The organism is Janthinobacterium sp. JC611 (genome assembly GCF_018682595.1).
In the GTDB taxonomy this organism is placed as follows: domain Bacteria; phylum Pseudomonadota; class Gammaproteobacteria; order Burkholderiales; family Burkholderiaceae_D; genus Janthinobacterium.
Genome location: NZ_JAFLJN010000010.1, coordinates 1 through 19,415 on the forward strand (window position 1 = coordinate 1; position 19,415 = coordinate 19,415).

At 59.0% G+C, this 19,415-nt stretch carries 14 protein-coding genes and 1 tRNA gene; 12 read left to right on the forward strand and 3 right to left on the reverse strand.

Going from position 1 to position 19,415, the window contains the following annotated elements; all coding sequences use genetic code 11:
• The 12 genes from J0O65_RS08800 to J0O65_RS08855 all read left to right on the forward strand — a co-directional run.
• Positions 1–144: EF-Tu C-terminal domain-related protein (locus tag J0O65_RS08800; RefSeq protein WP_482799466.1), on the forward strand; the 144-nt coding region annotated here is incomplete at its 5' end.
• Between the two features lie 66 nt (positions 145–210).
• Positions 211–286: transfer RNA gene (locus tag J0O65_RS08805), tRNA-Trp, on the forward strand.
• A gap of 32 nt (positions 287–318) precedes the next feature.
• The gene (gene secE, locus J0O65_RS08810; protein WP_010394308.1) at positions 319–702 is read left to right on the forward strand and encodes a preprotein translocase subunit SecE; all 384 of its coding nucleotides are present in this window, start codon (positions 319–321) and stop codon (positions 700–702) included.
• Positions 702–1,328: a transcription termination/antitermination protein NusG gene (gene nusG, locus J0O65_RS08815; protein ID WP_076565135.1), complete on the forward strand. Its 627-nt coding sequence runs from the start codon at positions 702–704 to the stop codon at positions 1,326–1,328. The genes secE and nusG overlap by 1 nt, the downstream gene beginning before the upstream one ends.
• A gap of 219 nt (positions 1,329–1,547) precedes the next feature.
• Complete coding sequence (gene rplK / locus J0O65_RS08820) at positions 1,548–1,982, forward strand: 50S ribosomal protein L11 (RefSeq protein WP_034783246.1); 435 nt, start codon at positions 1,548–1,550, stop codon at positions 1,980–1,982.
• A complete protein-coding gene (gene rplA, locus J0O65_RS08825) occupies positions 1,982–2,677 on the forward strand; it encodes a 50S ribosomal protein L1 (protein ID WP_034753134.1) in 696 nt (231 codons plus the stop codon). The genes rplK and rplA overlap by 1 nt, the downstream gene beginning before the upstream one ends.
• A 319-nt stretch (positions 2,678–2,996) precedes the next feature.
• Positions 2,997–3,536: a 50S ribosomal protein L10 gene (gene rplJ, locus J0O65_RS08830; RefSeq protein ID WP_034753621.1), complete on the forward strand. Its 540-nt coding sequence runs from the start codon at positions 2,997–2,999 to the stop codon at positions 3,534–3,536.
• A gap of 67 nt (positions 3,537–3,603) precedes the next feature.
• Positions 3,604–3,981, forward strand: a complete 378-nt coding sequence (rplL, locus tag J0O65_RS08835) for a 50S ribosomal protein L7/L12 (RefSeq protein ID WP_086140055.1) — start codon at positions 3,604–3,606, stop codon at positions 3,979–3,981.
• 245 nt (positions 3,982–4,226) lie between these two features.
• Positions 4,227–8,333 (forward strand): DNA-directed RNA polymerase subunit beta, encoded by a 4,107-nt coding sequence (rpoB, locus tag J0O65_RS08840; protein ID WP_152282015.1) that lies wholly within the window; start codon positions 4,227–4,229, stop codon positions 8,331–8,333.
• 108 nt (positions 8,334–8,441) lie between these two features.
• Positions 8,442–12,683, forward strand: a complete 4,242-nt coding sequence (rpoC, locus tag J0O65_RS08845; protein ID WP_152255426.1) for a DNA-directed RNA polymerase subunit beta' — start codon at positions 8,442–8,444, stop codon at positions 12,681–12,683.
• A 590-nt stretch (positions 12,684–13,273) separates the two neighbouring features.
• The gene (locus J0O65_RS08850; RefSeq protein ID WP_215406033.1) at positions 13,274–13,906 is read left to right on the forward strand and encodes an ArsR family transcriptional regulator; all 633 of its coding nucleotides are present in this window, start codon (positions 13,274–13,276) and stop codon (positions 13,904–13,906) included.
• 76 nt (positions 13,907–13,982) lie between these two features.
• On the forward strand, positions 13,983–14,822 hold the full coding sequence (locus tag J0O65_RS08855; RefSeq protein WP_215406077.1) for an HDOD domain-containing protein: 840 nt from the start codon (positions 13,983–13,985) through the stop codon (positions 14,820–14,822).
• A 70-nt stretch (positions 14,823–14,892) separates the two neighbouring features.
• Here the strand turns inward: J0O65_RS08855 and J0O65_RS08860 are convergent, their stop codons facing one another.
• The 3 genes from J0O65_RS08860 to J0O65_RS08870 form a co-directional block, all read right to left on the reverse strand.
• Positions 14,893–16,710, reverse strand: coding sequence for a DUF885 domain-containing protein (locus J0O65_RS08860; protein WP_215406034.1), 1,818 nt, complete (start codon positions 16,708–16,710; stop codon positions 14,893–14,895).
• Between the two features lie 260 nt (positions 16,711–16,970).
• Entirely contained in the window at positions 16,971–18,068 is a 1,098-nt protein-coding gene (locus J0O65_RS08865; protein ID WP_215406036.1) for a M48 family metallopeptidase, read from the reverse strand.
• Positions 18,065–19,231, reverse strand: coding sequence for an HPP family protein (locus tag J0O65_RS08870; protein ID WP_215406038.1), 1,167 nt, complete (start codon positions 19,229–19,231; stop codon positions 18,065–18,067). The genes J0O65_RS08865 and J0O65_RS08870 overlap by 4 nt, the downstream gene beginning before the upstream one ends.
• Between the last annotated feature and the right edge of the window lie 184 nt (positions 19,232–19,415).

Here is a 19,415-nt window from a genome sequence, read left to right on the forward strand (position 1 = left end):
AAAGAAATGGTCATGCCAGGCGATAACGTGTCGATCACCGTCAAGCTGATCAACCCGATCGCGATGGAGGAAGGTCTGCGCTTCGCTATCCGCGAAGGCGGCCGTACCGTCGGCGCCGGCGTGGTTGCAAAAATCCTCGCATAAGGAAATGTTATGCTTCCACCCGGGGCGTCCTGGGTGGTAGAATAGCACTCCTCGAAAGTTTTACGTAGGGACGTAGCTCAATTGGCAGAGCGTCGGTCTCCAAAACCGAAGGTTGGGGGTTCGATGCCCTCCGTCCCTGCCACCGTCAAGGTGCAGGGCACCGAAAGTAGAAAAATGTCAAATCAATCCGTGCAAACCGTTAGCACGTCGAGTGACAAGATAAAAGTCGCGCTGGCAATAGTAGCTGCGATTGCAGGAGTAGTCGGGTTTTATTACCTGGCAGGCCAACCAGCTCTGGTGCGTGCAAGCGCGCTTGTGGCTGGTTTGGTTATTGCTGTTGCGCTCTTGTATGTCTCGACGACCGGCCGTGAATTTCTCAATTTCGCCAAAGAAGCTGTGCGCGAAACCAAGAAAGTCGTTTGGCCTACCCGCAAAGAAGCCACGCAGATTACTGCGATCGTGTTTGCCTTTGTGCTGGTCATGGCGATTTTCCTGTGGGGCACGGATAAATTGCTCGAGTTTTTGTTGTATGACGTAATTCTGGGTTGGAAAAAATAATGAGCGAAAATGTGCATGATGAAGCGGCGGACGAGTCCGTTCCGGGCGACGCTCCGGTAGCGGACACTGGTGCAGCGCTGAGCGTGCCAGTCAGCAGCAAGCGCTGGTATGTCGTGCATGCTTATTCCGGCATGGAAAAAAGCGTCATGCGCGCACTGACCGAGCGCATCGAGCGCGCGGGCATGCAAGACCAGTTCGGCCAGATCCTGGTGCCGATCGAAGAAGTGGTCGAAGTCAAGAATGGCGTGAAGTCCGTCACCGAACGTCGTTTCTATCCTGGCTATGTGCTGGTTGAAATGGAAATGACGGACGAGAGCTGGCACTTGGTCAAGAATACCAGCAAGGTTACCGGTTTCATCGGTGGCAAATCGAACAAGCCGACGCCGATCTCCGCGCGCGAAATCGATGCCATCATGCGCCAGATGCAGGAGGGCGTTGAAAAACCCCGTCCGAAAACCTTGTACGAAGTGGGCGAGCAAGTCCGCATCAAGGATGGTCCGTTCACCGACTTCAACGGCAATGTCGAAGAAGTCAACTACGAGAAATCCAAAGTGCGCGTCTCGGTCACCATTTTCGGCCGCGCCACCCCGGTGGAGCTCGAATTCGGCCAGGTCGAAAAAGTTTAAAGGCGGTTCACAAAACCGTAGCGAGCGGATGTGAGTTGTGGCTGAGAGGCGGAGCTGTGCGAATGCACAGTGAGCATCGGAAGCCGTAAATCGCGCCGCGCAGTAGGTTTGAAAGCGCCACCAGGAGCGTTGCGGCAGTATCAGCAAAATCCGGTCAGAGGAGCCCCGCCAGGGTAGGATCGGCGGGGCGCTACTACTCAATCCAAGATAGGAGCCATCATGGCAAAGAAAATCATTGGTTTTATCAAGCTGCAAGTGCCAGCTGGTAAAGCAAACCCATCCCCACCAATCGGTCCAGCTCTGGGTCAACGCGGTCTGAACATCATGGAATTCTGCAAAGCGTTCAACGCGCAGACCCAAGGTATGGAACCAGGCATGCCGATCCCGGTCGTGATCACCGCGTTCGCTGACAAGTCCTTCACGTTCGTGATGAAGACGCCTCCAGCAACCTACCTGATCAAAAAAGCTGCTGCGATCACCAAAGGTTCGCCGAAGCCACATACCGACAAAGTCGGTACGCTGACCCGCGCACAAGCTGAAGAAATCGCTAAATTGAAAACCCCTGATCTGACCGCTGCCGACATGGATGCTGCTGTACGCACCATCGCTGGTTCCGCTCGTTCGATCGGTATCACGGTGGAAGGTGTTGTATAATGGCTAAGTTATCCAAACGTATCAAGGCTTTGAAAGCCAAAGTCGACCGTACCAAAGTGTACGCTTTCGACAACGCTGTCGCTCTGATCAAAGAGTGCGCAACGGCCAAGTTCAATGAATCGATCGACGTATCGGTACAACTGGGTGTTGATCCTAAGAAATCCGACCAAGTGGTGCGCGGCTCCGTCGTGCTGCCAGCTGGTACCGGCAAAACCGTGCGCGTGGCAGTCTTCGCGTCGGGCGAAAAAGCGGAAGCCGCTAAAGCAGCTGGCGCCGACATCGTTGGTATGGAAGACCTGGCTGAGCAGATCAAAGCCGGCGACATGCCTTTCGATATCGTCATCGCTTCGCCAGATACCATGCGTATCGTTGGTACCCTGGGTCAGATCCTGGGCCCACGCGGCATGATGCCTAACCCGAAAGTTGGCACTGTTACTCCTGACGTCGCTACCGCCGTGAAAAACGCGAAAGCCGGTCAAGTTCAGTACCGTACCGACAAATCCGGTATCATCCACGCTACCATCGGCCGTAAATCGTTCGCTGACGCAGATCTGAAGTCGAATCTGGTCGCACTGATCGACGCACTGAACAAAGCCAAGCCAGCATCGAGCAAAGGCGTGTACCTGCGCAAGGTTTCGCTGTCGTCGACCATGGGCGCTGGCGTCCGTGTTGACCAGGCTAGCCTGGCAGCTTAAGTAAAGAATCAAGTCCTGTGGCGCCTTCGGGCGCTGCGGGCGCATCTTTGGGCTGTCGGTCCGGTGTTCGCACCAGGCCGGCAGACAATCAAAGACCGTTGGGCCGACTGCGATCGCACATGCAGAAGGTTAATAGGCTGGCCGGCAACGGCCAGTGCCCAACGCAGATGGTGTACCCGAACAAGTTTTGTAGTCCTCATGCTGCGTGAATCCATCCGCTCAGTTTAGTACTTCTTGACTTCGGACGCCGTGTTCGAACCGATGCAAGGCGCTCAACCACTCGGTTGTGATTGCCGAACATCATTTAAGGAGGTTGACCGTGAGTCTCAATCTGAATGACAAAAAGGCCGTCGTCGCCGAAGTTTCCGCACAAGTAGCAAATGCGCAAACGATCGTCGTGGCCGAATATCGTGGCATCCAGGTTGGTCACTTGACGCAACTGCGTGCTAAAGCGCGTGCCCAAGGCGTGTACCTGCGTGTGTTGAAAAACACTCTGGCTCGTCGCTCCGTTGAAGGTACCGCATTCGCCAGCCTGGCAGATGCCATGACCGGCCCGTTGATCTACTCGATCTCGGCCGATGCCGTTGCAGCAGCTAAAGTCATCGCTGACTTCGCTAAAACCAACGACAAACTGGTCATCAAAGCAGGTAACTACGCAGGCAAGCCGCTGGATACAGCTGCTGTCACCGCGTTGGCGAGCATTCCTAGCCGTGAAGTCCTCATTTCGCAGTTGTTGGGCGTTATGCTGGCTCCGGTTTCGGGCTTTGCACGTGGTCTGGCTGCCCTGGCAGCGAAAAAAGGCGAAGGCGCCGAAGCTCCTGCAGAAGCAGCAGCAGAAGAAGCCCCAGCAGCCGCTTAATAGCGCGCGCTTTTTTCTCTCAGTACCAATCTGATGTAACTAACGTAATAAATTTAGGAGTTTCAAAATGGCAATTAGCAAAGACGATATCCTGGAAGCAGTTAGCGCCATGTCCGTAATGGACCTGAACGACCTGGTTAAAGCATTCGAAGAAAAATTCGGCGTGTCCGCAGCAGCTATGGCTGCTCCAGCAGCCGGCGGCGCAGCAGCAGGCGGCGCAGCAGCTGAAGAGCAAACCGAGTTCAACGTTGTTCTGGACACCTTCGGCGCAAACAAAGTTGGCGTCATTAAAGCAGTTCGCGAAATCACCGGCCTGGGCTTGAAAGAAGCTAAAGACCTGGTCGATGGCGCACCAAAAACTGTGAAAGAAGCAGTGTCGAAAGCTGACGCTGAAGCTGCAGTGAAGAAACTGGTTGAAGCCGGCGCAACCGCTTCGATGAAGTAATATCTGTACCGGCGGCAGTTAGCGCCCGAGTCAAAGTCTGAGGTTCCCCCTCGCAAGGGGGGGAATCCGACTTTGGCTCCTTTGTCGTCTGCATCGTATTTGTCATGTAGTTGTAGCAGCAGTTTTTATTCGATTCAAGCCGGAAAGCAGAGCCTTGAGGTTTCGTCTGTGTCACACGCAGCGGGTGCAAACGAACACTTGCAAAACCTGAATTTTCTATCCTTTCTGTCACTCACGGAGTGTCCATGCACTACTCATTTACTGAGAAGAAACGCATTCGCAAATCATTCGCGAAGCGCGCCAACGTTCACCACGTTCCGTTCCTGCTGGCGACCCAGCTCGAGTCTTATCATAGCTTCTTGCAAGAGGACATAGCACCGTCCGGCCGCAAGAATGATGGCCTGCAGTCGGCTTTCACCTCGATTTTCCCTATCGTGTCGCACAATGGTTTTGCGCGTCTCGAATTCTTGTCGTACGTTCTGGGCGATCCTGCCTTTGACGTCAAAGAATGTCAACAACGTGGCCTGACGTTCGCGTCGCCGCTGCGCGCGAAAGTGCGCCTGGTGATCCTGGACAAGGAATCGCCAACCAAGCCCGTCGTCAAAGAGATGAAGGAACAGGAAGTCTACATGGGCGAATTGCCGCTCATGACGACCACCGGTTCGTTCGTGATCAACGGCACGGAGCGGGTGATCGTTTCCCAGCTGCACCGTTCGCCTGGCGTGTTCTTCGAGCACGACCGCGGCAAGACCCACTCGTCCGGCAAATTGCTGTTCTCCGCGCGTATCATTCCTTACCGCGGTTCGTGGCTGGACTTCGAGTTCGACCCGAAAGACATCCTGTTCTTCCGCGTCGACCGCCGCCGCAAGATGCCAGTGACGATCCTGCTCAAAGCCATCGGCATGTCGCACGAGCAAATCCTGGCGAACTTCTTCGTCTTCGACAATTTCAACCTGCGCTCCGAAGGCGCGGAAATGGAATTCGTTTCCGAGCGTCTGCGCGGCGAAGTGGCGCGTTTCGACATCGTCGACAAGTCGGGCAAGACCCTGGTGCTGAAAGACAAGCGTATCAACGCGAAACACGTGCGTGATATCGAAGCTGCCGGCATCAAGCACATTTCCGTACCGGAAGACTACCTGCTGGGCCGCGTATTGGCGAAGAACATCGTCGATGGCGACACCGGCGAAGTCGTCGCTTCCGCGAACGATGAGCTGACCGAAGATTTGCTGGGTCGCTTGCGTGATGCCAACATTTCCGAAATCCAGACCTTGTACACCAACGACCTGGATCAGGGCGCCTACATCTCGCAAACCCTGCGTATCGACGACACCGCCGACCAGATGGCGGCGAAAGTGGCGATCTACCGCATGATGCGTCCAGGCGAACCGCCAACGGAAGATTCCGTTGAAGCGCTGTTCAATGGCCTGTTCTACAACTCGGACCGCTACGACCTGTCGGCCGTGGGCCGCATGAAGTTCAACCGCCGCATTGGCCGCGATGAACTGACCGGCGCCATGACCCTGTCGAACGAAGACGTGCTGGCCGTGATCAAGATCCTGGTGGAACTGCGCAATGGCCGCGGCGAAGTCGACGATATCGATCACCTGGGTAACCGTCGCGTACGTTGCGTGGGCGAACTGGCCGAGAATCAATTCCGTGCCGGCCTGGTGCGTGTTGAGCGCGCCGTCAAGGAACGTCTCGGCCAGGCCGAAGCGGACAACCTGATGCCGCACGACCTGATCAACTCGAAGCCGATTTCGGCCGCGATTCGCGAGTTCTTCGGTTCGTCCCAGTTGTCGCAGTTCATGGACCAAACCAATCCTCTGTCGGAAATTACCCACAAGCGCCGCGTATCGGCTCTGGGACCCGGCGGTCTGACACGCGAACGCGCCGGCTTTGAAGTGCGCGACGTGCATCCGACCCACTACGGCCGCGTCTGCCCGATCGAGACACCGGAAGGTCCGAACATTGGTCTGATCAACTCGCTGGCTCTGTATGCCCGCCTGAATGAATACGGCTTCCTGGAAACCCCGTACCGCAAGGTCGAAGGCTCCAAGATCACCGATCAGATCGACTACCTGTCCGCCATCGAAGAAGGCCGCTACATCATCGCCCAGGCGAATGCGACCATCAACGACGAAGGCATGCTGTCCGATGAACTGGTCTCGGCCCGTGAAGCCGGCGAAACCATCCTGGTATCCCCAGAGCGCATCCAGTACATGGACGTGGCGCCGGGCCAGATCGTTTCCGTCGCTGCTTCGCTGATTCCGTTCCTCGAACACGATGATGCGAACCGTGCATTGATGGGCGCCAACATGCAACGCCAGGCCGTGCCTTGCTTGCGTCCGGAAAAAGCGCTGGTCGGTACCGGTATCGAACGCACCGTTGCGGTCGACTCGGGCACCACCGTGCAAGCGTTGCGTGGCGGTATCGTCGATTACATCGATGCGGGCCGTGTCGTGATTCGTGTGAACGATGACGAAGCGCAAGCGGGTGAAGTGGGCGTCGACATCTACAACCTGATCAAGTACACCCGTTCGAACCAGAATACCAACATCAACCAGCGTCCTATCGTGCAAGTGGGCGACCGTGTCGCCAAGCGCGACGTGATCGCCGACGGCGCATCGACCGACCTGGGTGAATTGGCGCTGGGCCAGAACATGACCGTGGCCTTCATGCCATGGAATGGTCTGAACTTCGAAGATTCGATCCTGATCTCGGAAAACGTCGTCAAGGACGACCGCTACACCTCGATTCACATCGAAGAGTTGTCGGTGGTGGCCCGTGACACGAAACTGGGCGCGGAAGAAATTACGCGCGACATCTCGAACCTGGCTGAAAACCAGCTGGCTCGTCTGGATGAGTCCGGTATCGTCTACATCGGCGCGGAAGTGCAAGCCGGCGACACTCTGGTTGGCAAGGTAACGCCAAAAGGCGAAACCCAGCTGACCCCGGAAGAGAAGCTGCTGCGCGCGATCTTCGGCGAAAAAGCGTCGGACGTGAAAGACACCTCGCTGCGCGTGCCTTCGGGCATGATCGGTACCGTGATCGACGTGCAAGTCTTCACCCGTGAAGGCATCGTGCGCGACAAGCGTGCCCAGCAAATTATCGATGACGAACTGAAACGCTTCCGTCTGGATTTGAACGACCAGATGCGTATCGTGGAGGGCGATGCTTTCCAGCGTCTGGAAAAAATGCTGATCGGCAAAGTTGTCAACGGCGGCCCGAAAAAGCTGGCCAAAGGCGCCAAGATCACCAAGGAATACCTGGCCGATCTGGACAAATACCACTGGTTCGACATCCGCCCTGCGGACGACGATGCAGCGGTAGCGCTGGAAGCGATCAAGGAATCGATCAACGAGAAGCGTCACCAGTTCGATCTGGCCTTCGAAGAGAAGCGCAAGAAACTGACGCAAGGCGATGAGCTGCAACCAGGCGTGCAAAAAATGGTCAAGGTGTACCTGGCCGTGAAACGCCGCCTGCAGTCGGGCGACAAGATGGCAGGTCGCCACGGTAACAAGGGTGTGGTTTCCCGTATTGTTCCCGTGGAAGACATGCCATACATGGCCGACGGCACGCCAGCCGACGTTGTGCTGAACCCGCTGGGCGTTCCTTCGCGGATGAACGTCGGTCAGATTCTCGAGACCCACTTGGGCTGGGCTGCCAAGGGTCTGGGTATCCGCATCGGCGAAATGCTGAAGGCGCAAACCAAGGTCGAGCAAGTGCGCAAGTACCTGACGACGATCTACAACGACAACGGCCGTGCCGAAGAGTTGAACGACTTCGACGACGAAGAGATCATGAAGCTGGCGGAAAACCTGAAAAAAGGTGTTCCATTCGCCACGCCAGTGTTCGACGGCGCCAATGAAGAAGAGATCCGCCGCATGCTGGACCTGGCGTATCCGGACGACATCGCCAAGAACCTGGGCATGACCGCGTCGAAAAACCAGGTGACCATGTATGACGGTCGCACCGGCGAAGCGTTCGAGCGCAAGGTCACTGTCGGCGTCATGCACATGCTGAAACTGCATCACTTGGTGGATGACAAGATGCATGCGCGTTCGACCGGTCCTTACTCGCTGGTGACGCAACAGCCACTGGGCGGTAAAGCCCAGTTCGGTGGTCAGCGTTTCGGTGAGATGGAAGTCTGGGCACTGGAAGCGTATGGCGCGTCGTATGTCTTGCAAGAGATGTTGACCGTCAAGTCCGATGACGTGAATGGCCGTACCAAAGTGTACGAGAACCTCGTCAAGGGCGACCACGTGATCGACGCCGGCATGCCGGAATCGTTCAACGTGCTGGTCAAGGAAATCCGTTCGCTGGGTATCGATATCGACCTCGAACGCAACTAAACGACAACACCTGTCATTTGGTTTGGGAAACACAAAGCCCGGCTGGGAAACCACGCCGGGCAATGTAGTCTCAGGAATATAGAAATTTAATCACCTCTGGAGTGATACATGAAAGCACTGCTCGATCTATTCAAGCAAGTACAGACCAACGAGACCTTCGATGCAATCAAGATCGGTCTCGCTTCGCCTGAGAAAATCCGTTCGTGGTCCTACGGCGAAGTCAAGAAGCCGGAAACCATCAACTACCGTACCTTCAAGCCTGAGCGCGATGGCCTGTTCTGCGCCAAGATCTTTGGCCCGATCAAGGATTACGAATGCCTGTGCGGCAAGTACAAGCGCCTGAAACACCGCGGCGTGATCTGCGAAAAGTGCGGCGTCGAAGTCACGCTGGCCAAGGTGCGCCGCGAGCGCATGGGCCACATCGAGCTGGCCTCGCCGACCGCGCACATCTGGTTCCTGAAGTCGCTGCCGTCGCGTCTGGGCATGGTCCTGGACATGACCCTGCGGGACATCGAACGCGTGCTGTACTTTGAAGCATACGTCGTGACCGATCCAGGCATGACCCCGCTGAAAAAATGCCAGATCATGTCGGAAGACGACTACGCCGCCAAGTACGAAGAGTACGGCGACGACTTCACCGCCTTCATGGGCGCCGAAGGTATCCGTGAACTGCTGCGCTCGATCGACATCCACCGCGATGCCGAAACCCTGCGCGTGGAACTGAAGGAATCGAAATCCGAAGCCAAGATCAAGAAATACGCCAAGCGCCTGAAAGTGCTGGAAGCGTTCCAACGTTCGGGCATCAAGCCTGACTGGATGATCATGGAAGTGCTGCCGGTGCTGCCGCCGGAACTGCGTCCGCTGGTACCGCTGGACGGTGGCCGTTTCGCGACCTCGGATCTGAACGATCTGTATCGCCGCGTCATCAACCGTAACAACCGTCTGAAACGCCTGATGGAGCTGCGCGCTCCAGAGATCATCACGCGCAACGAAAAGCGCATGCTGCAAGAAGCGGTCGATTCGCTGCTGGACAACGGCCGTCGCGGCAAAGCGATGACCGGCGCCAACAAGCGTCCGCTGAAGTCCTTGGCCGAGATGATCAAGGGCAAGGGCGGCCGTTTCCGTCAAAACTTGCTGGGCAAACGCGTCGATTACTCCGGTCGTTCGGTCATCGTCGTGGGCCCGCAATTGAAACTGCATCAGTGCGGCTTGCCGAAACTGATGGCGCTGGAACTGTTCAAGCCATTCATTTTCAATAAACTGGAACTGATGGGTCTGGCGACCACGATCAAGGCGGCGAAAAAGCTGGTCGAGATCCAGGAACCGGTCGTATGGGACATCCTGGAAGACGTGATCCGCGAACATCCGATCATGTTGAACCGCGCACCAACCTTGCACCGTCTGGGTATCCAGGCGTTCGAGCCGGTCCTGATTGAAGGCAAGGCCATCCAGCTGCACCCGCTCGTCTGCGCCGCATTCAACGCCGACTTTGACGGTGACCAAATGGCGGTCCACGTTCCTCTGTCGATCGAAGCGCAGATGGAAGCACGCACCCTGATGCTGGCATCGAACAACATCCTGTTCCCATCGAACGGCGAACCGTCGATCGTGCCATCGCAGGATATCGTGCTGGGTCTGTACTACGCGACCCGCGAAGCGATCAATGCGAAGAACGAAGGGATGATGTTCCCTGACGTGTCGGAAGTGATCCGCGCCTACGACAACAAGGAAGTCGAACTGACGACCCGCGTCACCGTGCGTATTACCGAATACCCGAAAAACGCCGAAACGGGCGAATTCGAGAAAACGGTCACGCGTTACGAAACGACCATCGGCCGTGCGATCCTGTCGGAAATCCTGCCGAAAGGCCTGCCTTTCTCGGTGCTGAACCGCGCGCTGAAAAAGAAAGAAATTTCCAAGCTGATCAACACGTCGTTCCGCAAGTGCGGCCTGCGCGCCACCGTGGTGTTCGCAGACAAACTGATGCAATCGGGTTTCCGCCTGGCGACACGCGCCGGTATCTCGATCTGCGTCGACGACATGCTGGTACCGCCTCAAAAAGTGACTTTGATCGCGACGGCCGAGTCGGAAGTCAAGCAGATCGAACAGCAATACGCCTCGGGTCTCGTGACCGCCGGCGAGCGCTACAACAAGGTCGTCGATATCTGGGGCAAGACCTCGGATGAAGTCGGCAAGGCCATGATGGACCAGCTGAAAGTCGAAGACGTGACGCGCCGCGACGGTACGCAGTCGACGCAAGAATCGTTCAACGCCATTTACATGATGGCCGACTCTGGCGCGCGCGGTTCCGCAGCCCAGATTCGCCAGTTGGCCGGTATGCGTGGTCTGATGGCCAAACCGGATGGTTCGATTATCGAAACGCCGATTACCGCGAACTTCCGCGAAGGTCTGAACGTGTTGCAGTACTTCATTTCGACCCACGGTGCGCGTAAAGGTCTGGCCGATACGGCGCTGAAAACGGCGAACTCCGGTTACCTGACGCGTCGTCTGGTTGATGTGACGCAAGATCTGGTCGTGATCGAGGACGATTGCGGCACCATGAACGGTACCGTCATGAAGGCCCTGGTTGAAGGTGGTGAAGTCATCGAACCGTTGCGCGACCGTATCCTCGGCCGCGTGGTGGTGCATGACGTCGTCAATCCTGAAACCCAGGAAACCCTGTATGACGCCGGCACCCTGATGGACGAAGACATGGTCGAAGAGATCGAGCGTCTGTCCATCGATGAAGTCAAGGTACGTACGCCACTGACTTGCGACACGCGCTTCGGCCTGTGCGCCAAGTGCTATGGCCGCGACCTGGGCCGCGGCATGCTGGTCAACGCCGGCGAAGCCGTCGGTGTGGTGGCGGCGCAGTCGATTGGTGAGCCAGGTACCCAGCTGACCATGCGTACCTTCCACATTGGTGGTGCGGCATCGCGTGCGGCAGTGGCCTCGTCGGTCGAAGCCAAGTCGAACGGTACCATCCGCTTCACGGCAACCATGCGTTACGTAACGAACGGCAAGGGCGCGCAAATCGTCATTTCCCGTTCCGGCGAAGTGCTGATCACCGACGACCATGGCCGTGAGCGTGAGCGTCATAAAGTACCGTACGGCGCGACCCTGATCGTCAAGGACGGCATGGTCATCAAGGCCGGTACTGCCCTGGCAACGTGGGATCCGCTGACCCGTCCGATCATTACCGAATACGCCGGTCAAGTGCGTTTCGAGAACGTCGAAGAAGGCGTCACCGTGGCCCGCCAGGTCGACGAAGTGACCGGTCTGTCCACCCTGGTGGCGATCGATGCGAAACGTCGCGGTTCGCTGACCAAGACCCTGCGTCCGCAAGTCAAGCTGATCAACGACGCGAACGAAGAAGTCAAGATCGCCGGCACCGAACACTCGGTGGCGATCGGCTTCCAGGTCGGCGCGCTGATCATGGTCAAGGACGGTCAACAGGTATCGGTGGGTGAAGTGCTGGCACGTATCCCGACCGAATCGCAAAAAACTCGCGATATTACCGGTGGTTTGCCACGCGTTGCGGAACTGTTCGAGGCGCGCTCGCCGAAAGATGCCGGCATGCTGGCGGAAGTCACGGGTACGGTTGCGTTCGGTAAAGAAACCAAGGGCAAGCAGCGTCTGGAAATCACGGACATGGACGGCAACAAGCATGAGTTCCTGATCACCAAGGACAAACAAGTGCTGGTGCATGACGGCCAGGTCGTGAACAAGGGCGAGATGATCGTGGACGGCCCGGCCGATCCGCAAGACATCCTGCGCCTGCTGGGTATCGAAGCGCTGGCACGCTACATCGTTGACGAAGTGCAGGACGTGTACCGTCTGCAAGGCGTGAAGATCAATGACAAGCACATCGAAGTGATCGTGCGTCAGATGCTGCGCCGCGTGCAGATCGTCAATGCCGGCGACACCAACTACATCGTTGGCGAGCAGGTAGAGCGTTCGGAACTGCTGGACGAGAACGATCGCGTGACGTCGGAGAACAAGATTCCTGCGACCTACGAGAACGTCTTGCTGGGTATTACCAAGGCATCGCTGTCGACCGATTCGTTCATCTCGGCCGCATCGTTCCAGGAAACCACCCGCGTGCTGACCGAAGCGGCGATCATGGGCAAGCGCGATGGTCTGCGCGGCCTGAAAGAGAACGTCATCGTCGGCCGTCTGATTCCTGGCGGTACGGGCCTGGCCTTCCACCGCGCACGCAAAGAGAAAGAAGCGTGGGAAGTGGAAGAGCGTCAAGCGCTGCTGCTGGCCGAGAAAGCCTCGATGGCTGGCGAAGCTGCCGAAGCGCTGCAAGACATCGAAACCCAGCAACACCACGGCGACGAAGCGTAATCTACGCTGCTAGCTGACAAGAACGGCACCTTCGGGTGCCGTTTTTTTATGCCTGCATGCTTATTATCGCAAGCATTTGCGTGAATAGTGGGGAATACGGAAAATCATGGCGGTCTATTTATATTCAACAGTATCGCCACGGCAAAGCGCCATTTATCTGGCGCATGGAAGTATCGGCAGTCCGAGTAAATGAAGAATAGACCGGAGATTAAAATTCTTGCTGAGCCATGCGCTTGTTAATGGCTGAGATTGCGAATAAAACCTGTATGCCGCTATTCGCCCTATTCGGTTTGTGCATAAATATGGCCGAGTTACTGTTACGCCTGACATGTCTGAATTGATGGACTGAATCCCGGTGATGTGGTTGGCGCCAGACTGGCGCAGGGATCGCCCAAGATGCCTGTCCGGCGCACCAGCAAATCTGAAGTGAGCACTCACAAGAATACCGGTGGCCTGCTGCGGTGTGATTCCCACGTTGTTGTGTATGGGCTCGTTCTTCTGCCGATGGCGCATTCGCGCGTTGTTGCGGCATCACGTCCTATTGTCTTCGCTACGCCAGTTTCCAGTTCATTCATGCTAAGATTTGGCGCATGATTGCTCAAGCCCTGTTCACTCCCGCCCAACAAAAACTGCTGGGTTTGCTCTTTGTCCGCGTGAATGAAGGCTTTCATTTGAACGAGATCATGCGCTTGACGGGGCTGGGCAGCGCGTCGGCGCAGCGCGAACTGCGGCGCCTGCATGAGTCCGGACTGATCACGTCGGAGCGGATCGGCAATGTGCGGCGCTTCTGGCCCAACAAGGAAAGTCTCGTGTATCCCGAGTTGAGCGGACTGGTGCAGAAAACCTTCGGCATCGTCGGCGTGCTCAGCGCGACCCTGGCGCCCTTGCGTGCCCAGCTGTACCTGGCATTCGTGTCGGGCGCCACGGCGAAGGGACAGGACATGCCAGGCAGCGCCATCGATTTGTTGCTGGTGGGAGAAGAAGCCAATTATGGCGATCTGTTGACAAGATTAGCCCCCGCCGAGCGAACCTTGAGGCGTAAAATCAATCCCAACTTATATACGCTGGCCGATTATCGCCGACGCCTGCGTGAAGGCCAGCCATTTTTGCTGCAGGTATTACAGCAGCCGAAATTGTTTGTCATCGGCGATGAATCGCTATTGCATGCGCTGGCATTATCGGATTCTTCAATACAAGCGAATGACATGCCATCTGTAGTATAAAGGCCGGGCCTGGCATTCAATTTCTCACGCATGAAATTATTGACTAGAAAAATATCTGAGGCGGATTGATCGTATGATGAATAAACTACAGGCTTTCGGTTTAATTGTTTCCCAGGCAGTGCGCGGAGAATTGACGTTTCCCACGAGTGTTAATTCCGCACTGCAATTGCAATTGGCCCTGGCTGAACCGGATTGCCATATCGACCATGCGATCAAGCTGGTCCTGGGCGAACCCCTGCTGGCGGCGCGCACCGTGGCCTTGGCCAATTCGGCGGTGTACAGCCGCGGCGATGCGGCGCCCGTGACCAGCGTGCGCGCCGCCGTCATGCGCATGGGCTACCGCAATCTGTATGCGCTGGTGGCGGCCATGGTGGTGCGCCAGTTCGGCAGCAAGATCGTCGACCCCGTCCTGCGCCTGAAGGCGACCCAGCTATGGGAGCACACGGCGCACGTGGCTGCGCTGGCGCACGTGCTCGCCCGCCGCGTCACGCACGTCGATGCCGACACGGCTTTGTTCGCCGGCATCGTGCATGAGGTGGGCGGCTTTTACCTGTTGTCGCGTGCCGATGAATTCCCCGGCTTGCTCGACGACGATACGGATCACTGGATGGAGTCCGCCGAAGAGATCATCTCCCGCGAAGTCATGAAGAAGTTGCTGATCCCGCTGGCCGTGAGCGAAGCCATCGAAGGCTTGCGCGACGGCTTGCTGTCGATCCCGCCCGACTCCCTGCTCGACACCTTATTGTTGGCCAAGCAACTGTCGCCCGTGCCGTCGCCCTTGCAGGTGACGTACGTGGAAATGCTCACCCCCTCCGATTCCGTCATCGATTTCATCATCGATAACGAGACCTTGCAAAGCATCCTGGCCGAGTCAAACGAGGAAGTGCGCTCGATGAGTGCGGCGCTGCTGGTGTAGTCTCAAACGCTCAGGCAAAAAAACGGCAGCGCCATCGAGGTGCTGCCGTTGTGCCTTCAGGCGCGGCGTCTTACTTCTGCTGCGCGATCCACCGGTCGATCTTGGCTTCCAGCAGTGTCAACGGCAGGGTGCCGTCGCTGAGCACCACTTCGTGGAACTTCGGCAGGCTGAACTTGTCTCCCAATGCCTGCTGCGCCCGTTGGCGCAGTTCCACGATCTTCAGCGAACCGATCTTGTAACCCAGCGCCTGGCCCGGCCAGGCCATGTAGCGTTCCGTTTCGCTTTTCGCCACGGCGTCATAGCCGAGAGTGTCGCGCATGTATTTGATCGTCTGCTCGCGCGTCCAGCCCTTGGTGTGCAAGCCCGTGTCGACCACCAGGCGCACGGCGCGCAGCATTTCGTCGTTCAGGTGGCCGAAATACTGGGCCGGGTCGTCGAACAGGCCCATTTCCTTGCCCAGGGTTTCCGCGTACAGGGCCCAGCCTTCCGTGAAGGCATTGTTGCCGCCGAAACGGCGGAAGTTCGGCAAGTCCATCTCTTGCACCAGCGCCAGGTGGAAATGGTGGCCTGGTTTGCCTTCGTGCAGGAACAGGGTGGTCATGCCCGTGTCGCCGTACAGTTTCGGATCCGTGACGACGGACCAGAACACGCCCGGGCGCGAACCGTCGGCGGCCGGCGCCGTGTAGTGGTCGGCGGCCGTGTCGCGGCTCAGTTCAGGTTCCAGGCGCAAGTCCAGCGGCGCCTTTGGCACCAGGGTGAACAGGGCGGGCAATTTGCTGTCGAGCAGCACGTTCAGCTTGCGGTAGACGTCGAGCACTTCCTGCTCCGTCTTGAACGGGCGGTATTTCGCCTGCTGCGAGACCCACACGGGCAAGCCGGCGGCCGGGCCGTTGTAGCCCATCTTCGGACCCACGATCGCATATTGCTCCTGGATGCGCGCCACTTCCTTCAAGCCGATGGCGTGGATCTGCTCCGGTTGCAAATCCGTGGTGGTGCTGCTGGCCACGCGCGCCTGGTACCAGGCAGCGCCGTCGGGCAGGGCGCTCCAGCCGCTGCTGGTGCGGCTGGCCGGCAGGTAATCGCGTTCCATGAAGGTGGACAGGCGCTGCAGCGCGGGCATCAGCTTGGCTTCGATGATGACGGTGTACGTTTGCGTCAGGCGCGCCTTGTCCGCGGCGGAAAAGCTGGCCGGCAAGTTCTTGATGGGCGTGTAATAGACGCTGTCCTGCGGCGTTGCGCTGACGAGTTTCTTGAATTGCGGCAGGGCCGATTCCGTCAGCGCCTTCGGCAGCACGATGCCCTTTTGCATGCCGACGCGCATATTGGCGATGGCCTGGTCTATCCAGCCGGGCAGCTGGCCGATACGGCTCAGGTAAGCGTCATACTCCTTGACCGTGGTCAACGGCTGCGATGCCTCGCCGCCCGCATAATTGGCCAGGGTGACGGGCATGCTGTCCATCTGGTTCAAGGGCAGCAGGTATTCGGGGAAGCGCTCGAAGCTCAGCGCTGTCGCCAGTTCATAGTCGAGGATATCGTAGTTGATCTGGTCCTGGTGCGACAGCTGCGCGCGGGCGATGGCGCGCAGGCTCTTCTGGTACTGGCGGTACAGCGCGAACTGTTTTACGCGCGCGGCGGGCACGATGGCTGAACCGAGCTGGTCGTCAAAACGGTTGTCGCCGCTCTCGGTGGCGTTGATCGGCTCGAAACGGGCCAGCGCATCGTAATAGGTGTCGGCCAGCACTTGCAGCTGCCGCTTCGCTTGCGGCGCGCTGACGGCCGGGGCTGCGGCTTTGGCTGCCGGCTCGGCCGCTTGCGTCATGGGCGCATGGGCGAGCAACAGGGAGATGGCCAGGGTGCCGAGGGTGCCGGCGGCAAAACGATGCTTCATACGCGATGTCCTTTGTAAGGAGGGAATGAATGGAGGCTTACAACGCCTAATAAAACCGTAGCGAGCGGAAGGAAGTTGTGGTCGAGAAGCACAACTGTACGAAGGTACAGTGAGCATCGCAGACCGCAAATTACGACGCGCAGTAGGCTTTGATAGGCGTTCTTGGCGGGGTCGGGGTGGCCGGTCGCAAAGGAGCAGCCGGGGCGTAAGCATACGCCATTGCCCATTGCGTTTGGACAAATTGTGCGGGAGGAATGTTGCTATTTGTCCGCTGGCGCGACCAGGGCTTTCATCGCCTGCCAGTGCTGGCTGGTCAGTGGGACGCAGGCGGGGCAGGGCGTGGCGGCGATCAGGCCGCGGATCTGCTGGGCGCGCGCCGCCGTCTGCGGGTGCGAGGAAATCCATCCCGGTACGCTGGCCTTGTCCTGGTCATCGAGCTTCTGGAAAAAGCGCAGCATGCCGTCGGGACGGATCTGCGCGCGCTGCAAGGCGAGCAAACCCAGGCGGTCCGCTTCCTCTTCCATGTCGCGGCTGAAATACAGGGTGCCTGCCTGGTGCGCCAGCATGGCGGCCACGGCGCTGATGTCGCCGATGGTCACGCCCACCAGGGCGCCCCAGCCCAGGCTGCTGATCATTTGCCGCAGCGAATGGCGCTGCTCCACGTGTTGTACCTCATGCGCGAGCACGCCGGCCAGTTCGTCCGGGTCCCCCGCCTGGCGCAGCAAGCCCGTATGCACGACGATGATGCCGCCGGGCATGGCAAACGCGTTGACCGTGTCATCCTGCTTGACCAGCCAGCGGTAGGGGTAGCGCGACCCGGCCGTCAGCTTGCGGCCGATGTCGTGCACCGTTTGCTGCGCCACGCCGCTCTCGCTGACGCCGCCCTGCGCGCGCACTTGCGACAGGGCCAGTTCGCCCAGCTGCTTTTCCGTCGACAGGGGGATTAATCCCGCCAGCGCGCCGACGGCGTGGCCGCCTTGCCACCACAGCAGGGCGGCAGCGACCACGGCCGCGCCCGTCAAGCCGGCCAGCCAGCCCGATACTTGCCGCCGGTTGCGCTGGCGTTCGCTCCACAGGCGCTGCAGTTGCGGCTGCAGCGCGAGCGGCGCTTCCTTCAGGACGATGGCGACGGCCTCCGCCCCGAGCGGTTTCAGCGACGCTTGCCGTCCTTGTTCGTCGAGCCAGTTCAGGAACAGTTCGGGGCCGTCGACGCCGCCCACGCTGACGACCAGCCGCGCCACGTCGACGCTGGAGCCGGGGGCGCCGATGGCCAGCTGCGCGCCGAAGAAATGCGCGCTGACGGCCGTGCCAGCCGGGCCGCCATCGGGGCCGGTCAGCAGTGCCTGGAAGGGCGTCATGCGGCGGCCTCGGCAAAGCGGCTCTCGTACAGGGCCGCCATCAGGTCGGACTGGCTGATGATGCCGGCCAGGCGCTCTTCATCGTCGAGGATGGGAATATGGTGATAGCCGGCGTCGGCCATCAGGGGCACGAGGTCGATGATGGGCGTGCCCAGGCGGGCCGTATGCGGCGACGGCGTCATCAGCTGGCCCACCACTTCCGGCTTGTCGCCGTGGGACCGGCCGCTGCGCTGCAGCAGGCCGCGCAGGCGCTGGCGCATGCCCTGATAATCGTCGAGGCCGCCATGGCGCAGGAAATCCGTCTGCGTGATGATGCCGATGACGCGGCGCGCCCGGTTCAGCACGGGCAGGGCGCCTACCTGATGCTCGCGCATGGTGCGCCAGGCAACATCGAGCGGCGTGCCGAATTCCACACTGAGCACATCCTTCGACATGATGTCGGTACAGGTGACGACGCCGAAGCGGCGCTGGTAGGCGCGCATTTCCGTTTGCAGGAAGATGGCCTGCAAATCGTCGCGGCTGATGTCGAGCACCTCGCTGTGCTGGCGCAGCACGGCATCGAGGTCATCCGGTGAAAAGCCCAGGCGGTTGCTGGGCACGTCGTCCCGGGTGGCGTGCGGATGCGGCGCGGCCAGTTGCTGGATGTGCGGGTAGCGGCGCCCCGTCAGGTTGTTGTACAGCACGGCGCAGGCGACCAGCACGGCGGAATTGAACAGCACGGTGATGAAGACGAATTCAAAGCCGGCCGCATGCACGCTGGCGCCGCCGACCACGGTGGTCAGGGCCACGGCGCCGCCCGGCGGATGCAGGCAGCGCAGGGCAAACATGGCGCCGATGGCCAGGCAGGCGGCCAGCGCCGCCACGCCCACGCTGGGCCCCAGCCATTTCACGCAAGCCACGCCCACCAGGCCGGAGACGACGTTGCCGCCCACCACGGACCACGGTTGCGCCAGCGGGCTGGCCGGCAGGCAGAACAGCAGCACGGCCGAGGCGCCCATGGGCGCGATCAGGTAGACGCTGGCGCTGTCGGGGGCCAGCAGGAAATGGCAGATGAGGCCAGTGAGCAGCAAGCCGCAGATGGCGCCCGCGCAGGCGCGCGCTTGTTCGCGGCGGCTGCCGTTGTTCGGTTGCGGCAACCAGCGTGCCAGGAAAGAAGTCGTCATGGGGAGGGCGCGTTCGGGCCGCGTTGCTCTGTGTGAGCCCGATATTATCCCATGCGTGCCATTTCGCTGCCGGCGGGGATTGATCCTATCCTTGTGCGTGACGGCTTGAGCGGGCTATCCCACTTGGCGTTGCTGATGCGCGCTGATGCGTGCTTATGCGTTTTCCGCATAAGCACAGTGCAAT